This is a genomic window from Pseudomonas sp. A-1 (assembly GCF_004801855.1).
GTDB lineage: Bacteria > Pseudomonadota > Gammaproteobacteria > Pseudomonadales > Pseudomonadaceae > Geopseudomonas.
Genome location: NZ_SSTC01000144.1, coordinates 1 through 6186 on the forward strand (window position 1 = coordinate 1; position 6186 = coordinate 6186).

Here is a 6186-nt window from a genome sequence, read left to right on the forward strand (position 1 = left end):
CACCCCGGAGCAGCCCGCTGCCGCCGCCCCGCCCGCCAGCCCGGCCCCGGCGCAGGCAGGCAAGGCCGCCCCGGCGCTGCGCCTGGACATCGACAGCCTGGCGGTGAGCAACTCGCGCATCGACTACCACGACGCCGCCAGCGGCCAGCGCTACACCCTCGAAGGGCTCGACCTGCGCAGTGGCGCGATCCGCGAGGGCGCCAGCATCCCGCTGACCCTCAAGGGCTACTTCGGCACCAACCAGCCGGTGCTGCGCGCGCGCGGCGAACTGACCGGCAAGCTGCGCTTCGACACCGCGCTCGAACGCTACTGGCTGGAGGACGCCCAGCTCAAGGGCGAGCTGTCCGGCGCGCCGCTGGCCAACCAGACCCTGACCTTCGCCGCCCAGGGCCAGCTGCTCGCCGACCTCGCCGCCCAGGTCGCCGAATGGAACAGCCTCAAGCTGACCGCCAACCAGCTCGACCTGCTCGGCGAGCTGAAGGTACGCGGACTGGACAGGACGCCGCAGATCGAGGGCGGCCTGTCGATCGCCGAGTTCGACCTGCGCGCCTTCCTCGAAGGCATCGGCCAGTCGCTGCCGAAGATGGCCGACGCCGACAGCCTGCGCCGCGTCGCCCTGGCCAGCGGCCTGAGCGCCACGCCGGACAGCCTGACCCTGCAGGACCTCAGGCTGCAGCTCGACGGCAGCAACCTCGGCGGCCAGTTGGCCATCGCCGACTTCAGCCGCAACAGCCTGCGCACCCAGCTCAAGGGCGACCGCCTCGACCTCGACCGCTACCTGCCGCCGCCGGCCAGGGAGGCCGACGCCGCCAGCGCCACGCGCAAGGCCGAGGTGGCGAAAAGCGGCGCCGGCGACGGCAGCACGCCGCTGCCGGAGCAGCCGACCAGCCACGCCTGGAGCGAGGAGAAGCTGCTGCCGCTGGAGAGCCTGCGCCAGCTGGACGCCGAACTCGCCCTCAGCTTCGGCCAGCTGACCCTGCGCAAGCTGCCGCTGGAGAACGCCAGCCTCAAGCTCCGGGCACGGGACGGGCAGATCCGCCTCGACGAGCTGCGCGGCGAGCTGTTCGACGGCCGCTTCGCCCTCGCCGGCAGCCTGGACGCGCGCAGCGACATCCCGCAGCTGCAGTTCGCCCCGCTGCTCGGCGACATCCCGCTGGAGCGCCTGCTGGAAACCCTCAAGCCCGCGGAGAAGTCGCCGGTGCGCGGCAGGCTGCAGCTGGAGGGCAACCTCGCCGCCCAAGGCAACAGCGAGAAGGCGCTGATCGACAGCCTGTCCGGCAACGCCAGCTTCATCCTCGACGACGGCGCGCTGGCCGACGCCAACCTCGAGCAGCAGCTGTGCCGCGGCATCGCCACCCTCAACCGCAAGGTGCCGACCCGCGAGTTCGCCGAGAAGGACACCCCGCTGCGCGAGCTGCGCGGCAGCCTGCAGTTCGACCGCGGCGTGGCCAGCAACCAGGACATGCGCGCGCGCATCCCGGGGCTGACCGTCAGCGGCAAGGGCAACGTCGACCTGCGCGTGCTCGGCCTCGACTACCGCATGGGCGTGGTCATCGAGGGCGACCAGCGCGAGATGCCCGACCCGGCCTGCCAGGTCAACGAGCGCTACGTCGGTCTGGAGTGGCCGCTGCGCTGCCGCGGTCCGCTGGAGCTGGGCGCCAGGGCCTGCCGCCTGGACCAGGACGGCCTCGGCAAGATCGCCGCCAGGCTGGCCGGCGAGAAGCTGACCGAGAAGCTCGACGAGAAGCTCGGCGACAAGGTCAGCCCGGAACTCAAGGACGCCCTGAAGGGCCTGTTCCAGCGCTGACCGCACGTTCCGTGGGGGCGAATTCGACCGCCGTGGCCTGTACCATGGCGGCCGGATTCCCCCAGCACGCGCCTGCCATCGCCCCTATGACCAGCCTTCCCCCCGTTTCCGCCTTCGCCGACCGCGTGCTCGCCTGGTTCGACCGCCACGGCCGCCACGACCTGCCCTGGCAGCAGGACATCAACCCCTACCGGGTGTGGGTGTCGGAGATCATGCTGCAGCAGACCCAGGTCGCCACCGTGCTCGACTACTACCAGCGCTTCATGGCCGCGCTGCCCACGGTGCAGGCGCTGGCCGAAGCCGGCGAGGACGAGGTGCTGCACCTGTGGACCGGCCTCGGCTACTACAGCCGCGCGCGCAACCTGCACAAGACCGCGCGGATCGTGGTCGCCGAACACGGTGGCGAGTTCCCCCGCTCGGTCGAGGCGCTGGCCGGGCTGCCCGGCATCGGCCGCTCCACCGCCGGCGCCATCGCCAGCATCAGCATGGGCCTGCGCGCGCCGATCCTCGACGGCAACGTCAAGCGCGTGCTGGCCCGCTACCTGGCCCAGGACGGCTACCCGGGCGAGACCCGGGTGGCGGCGCAGCTGTGGGAGGCCGCCGAGCGCCTGACCCCGCACGCGCGGGTCAACCACTACACCCAGGCGATGATGGATCTGGGCGCCACCCTGTGCACGCGCAGCAGGCCGAGCTGCCTGCTCTGTCCGCTGGCCGCCGACTGCCGGGCGCACGCCCTCGGCCGCGAGACCGCCTACCCGCAGGCCAGACCGCGCAAGGCGCTGCCGCAGAAACGCACGCTGATGCCGCTGCTGCACGACGGCACCGGCGCCGTGCTGCTCTACCGGCGGCCGTCGAGCGGCCTGTGGGGTGGACTGTGGAGCCTGCCCGAACTGGACGAGCGCGCGCAGCTCGGCGAGCTGGCCGAGCGCCACGGCCTGGCGCTCGGCGACGCGCAGGAGCTGGCGCCGCTCAGCCACACCTTCAGCCATTTCCAGCTGCACATCGAGCCGCTGCTGGTCGCCGCCAGCGCCCGCACCCCGTGCGTGGCCGAAGGCGACTGGCTCTGGTATAACCTCGCCACTCCGCCGCGCCTGGGGCTCGCCGCCCCGGTGAAGAAGCTGCTCAAGCGCGCGGCCACCCTCCTCCACCCGACTCCAGGAGCGCCGCAATGACCCGCATGGTGAAGTGCCGCAAGTACAACCAAGAACTGCCCGGCCTCGACCGTCCGCCCTACCCGGGCGCCAAGGGCGAGGACATCTTCAACAACGTCTCGAAGCAGGCCTGGGACGAGTGGCAGAAGCACCAGACCATGCTGATCAACGAGCGCCGGCTGAACATGATGAACGCCGAGGACCGCAAGTTCCTCCAGGCCGAGATGGACAAGTTCCTCGCCGGCGAGGACTACGCCCAGGCCGAAGGCTACGTGCCACCCGGCGCGTGACCCCTCCACCGTCGCCAAGTGCCTGAAAAAAACGATTTTTTTCGCGGCGACGGTTGACTGTGCAACGGGAAAGGCGGTTTAATGCCGCCCGTTGTTGCCCAGGTAGCTCAGTTGGTAGAGCAGGGGATTGAAAATCCCCGTGTCGGCGGTTCGATTCCGTCCCTGGGCACCACTTCCTTCAGGTGCCCGATCCCTGATTTGCCCAGGTAGCTCAGTTGGTAGAGCAGGGGATTGAAAATCCCCGTGTCGGCGGTTCGATTCCGTCCCTGGGCACCACCGAACATCGTCGAGAAGCCCCGCCAGCGTGCGGGGCTTCTTGCTTTCCGCCCTCCGCGAATCCCCTCACGACCGCGGCGCCAGTTCGCCGCAGTCGGCGCCCAGCCAGCGTGCATGGGTCTGCATCCGCGAGCTGCCGGCCTGGCCGGCGGCACTGAAGCGGCTGTCGATGCGGGTGACGAACTCGCGCTCGCTGACGAAGCGGGTCTCGCCCTCGCCTTCGGCGTCCGGGCAGCGGAAGCGGAACTTCCACAGCCGCTCGCTGCGCTCGGTGATCTCCTGGGTGCAGCCGGACTGGGCGTCCTGCAACGGCAGCTCCTGGGCCTTGACCTGCGCCTCGCTCAGGCACACGCGCAGGCCCTGGCCACCGGCCTGGATGCCCTTGCCGGCCATCGCCTCCTCCAGCATCTGCCGCTGCTCGGCCGGCAGCCCCTCCAGCTGGCCGAGCAGCTCCTGCACCGGCGGCAGCTGCTGGCCGTTGACCTGCATGCTGTCGCTGCTCAGCTCCCACAGCCCGGGGAGGACTTCCTGGGCCTGGGCCGACGCCAGGCCGCCCAGCAGACTGACCACTGCGGCCAGGCGGAGCAGAGGTTTCATGGCGCACTCCTCATCGCAATCGACTGCAGCAAGCCTAGCCCCGCCACGGGTCAGCACTCGAGCTCCGCCGAACCACTGGTCGGCAGCGTCTGGCCGGCCGGCGGCGACCTGGAGCGCTGCTGCAGCCAGTCCGAAATAACCACACGCTTTTTAAGGTTGGATTCAGCGCGACGCCGGAGGATGGCGCCACATCGCCATCGGAGCCCCTCATGAAACGCATCGGCATCGCCCTGCTCCTCGGTCTGACCAGCTCGCTGGCGCTGGCCGAACCCGTAGCCCCGCCGCCGCTCGCGCTACCCGCCGACGCCCCGCAAAGGTGGATGACCGCGTGCGGCAGCTGCCACATGGCCTACCCGCCGGGCCTGCTGCCACCCAGGGCCTGGGAAATGCACATGGACACCCTGAGCCAGCACTACGGCATCGACGCCTCGCTCGCCCCGGCCGAGCAGCAGACGATCCGCGACTTCCTGCTGCTGGTATCCAGCAACAACCGCCAGCCGGTGGAAGGCGTCGTCGGCACCGGCGAGCAACCGCGGATCACCGCGACCCGCTGGTTCGCGCGCAAGCACCACAGGGTCGACGCGGCGCAGTTCGATCGCAGATCGGTCGGCGGCGCCGGCAACTGCAGGTCCTGCCACCGCAGGGTCGAGCGCGGCTCGTTCGCCAGGGTGAGGATCCCCCGCTAGCTAGCGCTCCAGCAGGCGCAGCACCCAGCGGCCGATCAGCCCGGCGAGCAGGCCGGCGCCGGCGGCGATCGCCCAGTCGGCCAGGTGCAGCGGCTGCAGGTGCAGGCGCGCGGCCAGCGCCGGCAGCTGGACGAACAGCAGCAGCGACGCCAGGCCGAGCAGGCAGACCGCCCGCGCCATCGCGCTGCGCAGCCGGCTGAGGCTGGCGGTGACGGTCAGGCTGGCGACCACCAGCACGGCGATGGCCATGCTGCGCGCGTGGCTCACCCGCGCCCCGTCCGCCACCCCCTCGCCCAGCGCCTGCCACCAGGCGGCGAGCACCACCAGGCTGATCGCCGCGCCGCCAAGGAGGATCGCCCGCCAGGCGCGCGGCGAGAAGAAGCGCGCCGGGCCGCCGCGCCCGAGCGGTGTCAGGCGGCCGTCCGGCGCCAGCTCCTGGAACACCAGCAGCGCGGTGGGATGGATCAGCAGCTCCAGCCAGACCACGTGGATCGGCAGGTAGAGCAGCGGCGCGCCGGTCAGCGGTACCAGGGTGGCGCTGGCCACCAGCGGGATGTGCACCAGCAGCAGGTAGGCGAAGCTCAGCTGCAGGTTGCGGAACAGCTGACGGCCCTCGCCGATGGCGCGCACCAGGGTGGCGAAGTCGTCGTCGAGCAGGACGATGGCGGCGGTCTCGCGGGCGCTCTGCGTGCCGCGCTCGCCCATGGCGATGCCGACGTCGGCGGCCTGCAGCGCCGGCACGTCGTTGACCCCGTCGCCGGTCACCGCCACCGTCTCGCCGTCCGCCTGCAGGGCGCGCACCAGCTCGAGCTTCTGCGCCGGCACCGCGCGCGCCACCACGTCGACATCGCCCGCCCAGGTGCAGCCCGGCTCGGCCACCAGCACCCTGGGCGCGCCGTCGCCGAGGCCCAGTTCGGCGGCGATGGCCCGCGCGGTCTGCGGATGGTCGCCGGTGACCATCACCACGCGGATGCCCGCCGCCCGGCACTCGGCCAGCGCCTCGCGCACGCCAGCGCGCAGCGGATCCTCGAAGGCCAGCAGGCCGGCGAACACGAAGCCCTGCCCCGGCTCCCGATCGAGGCGCGCGTCCGCTTCCAGCCGGCGGCTGGCGACGGCGATCACCTTGTGGCCGCCGGCGGCGTAGGCGTCGGCCTGGCGACGCCAGTCGGCCAGCGCCACCGCGTCGAGGTCGCAGAGCGCGAACAGGGTTTCCGGCGCGCCCTTGCTCACCGCCAGCCTCTGTCCCGCCGCGGCCGGCCACAGCGCCGTCTCGCGGCGGCGCTGCTCGGTGAAGGGGAACAGCGCGACGCGCTGCGCCGGATCGGGCGCCGCGCCGCCGGCCGCCAGCAGGGCGGCATCCAGCGGGTCGTCGGCCTCGC

General features: G+C 71.9%; 6 protein-coding genes and 2 tRNA genes. 6 read left to right on the forward strand and 2 right to left on the reverse strand.

Annotation, left to right across the window (positions count from 1 at the left end; genetic code table 11):
- The 5 genes from E5198_RS19950 to E5198_RS19970 all read left to right on the forward strand — a co-directional run.
- Nucleotides 1–1807: AsmA family protein (locus tag E5198_RS19950; protein ID WP_136491666.1), on the forward strand; the 1807-nt coding region annotated here is incomplete at its 5' end.
- Between the two features lie 86 nt (nt 1808–1893).
- Nucleotides 1894–2979, forward strand: coding sequence for an A/G-specific adenine glycosylase (gene mutY / locus E5198_RS19955; protein ID WP_136491667.1), 1086 nt, complete (start codon nt 1894–1896; stop codon nt 2977–2979).
- A complete protein-coding gene (locus E5198_RS19960) occupies nt 2976–3248 on the forward strand; it encodes an oxidative damage protection protein (protein WP_136491668.1) in 273 nt (90 codons plus the stop codon). The genes mutY and E5198_RS19960 overlap by 4 nt, the downstream gene beginning before the upstream one ends.
- A gap of 96 nt (nt 3249–3344) precedes the next feature.
- Nucleotides 3345–3420, forward strand: a tRNA-Phe gene (locus tag E5198_RS19965).
- Between the two features lie 28 nt (nt 3421–3448).
- Nucleotides 3449–3524: transfer RNA gene (locus tag E5198_RS19970), tRNA-Phe, on the forward strand.
- 66 nt (nt 3525–3590) lie between these two features.
- Here the strand turns inward: E5198_RS19970 and E5198_RS19975 are convergent.
- Nucleotides 3591–4121, reverse strand: coding sequence for a DUF3617 domain-containing protein (locus E5198_RS19975; RefSeq protein ID WP_136491669.1), 531 nt, complete (start codon nt 4119–4121; stop codon nt 3591–3593).
- A gap of 209 nt (nt 4122–4330) precedes the next feature.
- Here E5198_RS19975 and E5198_RS19980 point away from each other — a divergent pair, with 209 nt between their 5' ends.
- The gene (locus E5198_RS19980) at nt 4331–4807 is read left to right on the forward strand and encodes a cytochrome C (RefSeq protein ID WP_136491670.1); all 477 of its coding nucleotides are present in this window, start codon (nt 4331–4333) and stop codon (nt 4805–4807) included.
- On the opposite strand, the gene E5198_RS19985 is transcribed toward E5198_RS19980, so the two are convergent.
- Nucleotides 4808–6186: HAD-IC family P-type ATPase (locus tag E5198_RS19985; RefSeq protein WP_136491671.1), on the reverse strand; the 1379-nt coding region annotated here is incomplete at its 5' end.

Excerpts from the sequence above, each read along its gene's own strand:
- mutY (WP_136491667.1), top strand. The coding sequence starts at position 1,894 with ATGACCAGCCTTCCCCCCGTTTCCGCCTTCGCCGACCGCGTGCTCGCC.
- E5198_RS19960 (WP_136491668.1), top strand. The coding sequence starts at position 2,976 with ATGACCCGCATGGTGAAGTGCCGCAAGTACAACCAAGAACTGCCCGGC.
- E5198_RS19975 (WP_136491669.1), bottom strand. The coding sequence starts at position 4,121 with ATGAAACCTCTGCTCCGCCTGGCCGCAGTGGTCAGTCTGCTGGGCGGC.
- E5198_RS19980 (WP_136491670.1), top strand. The coding sequence starts at position 4,331 with ATGAAACGCATCGGCATCGCCCTGCTCCTCGGTCTGACCAGCTCGCTG.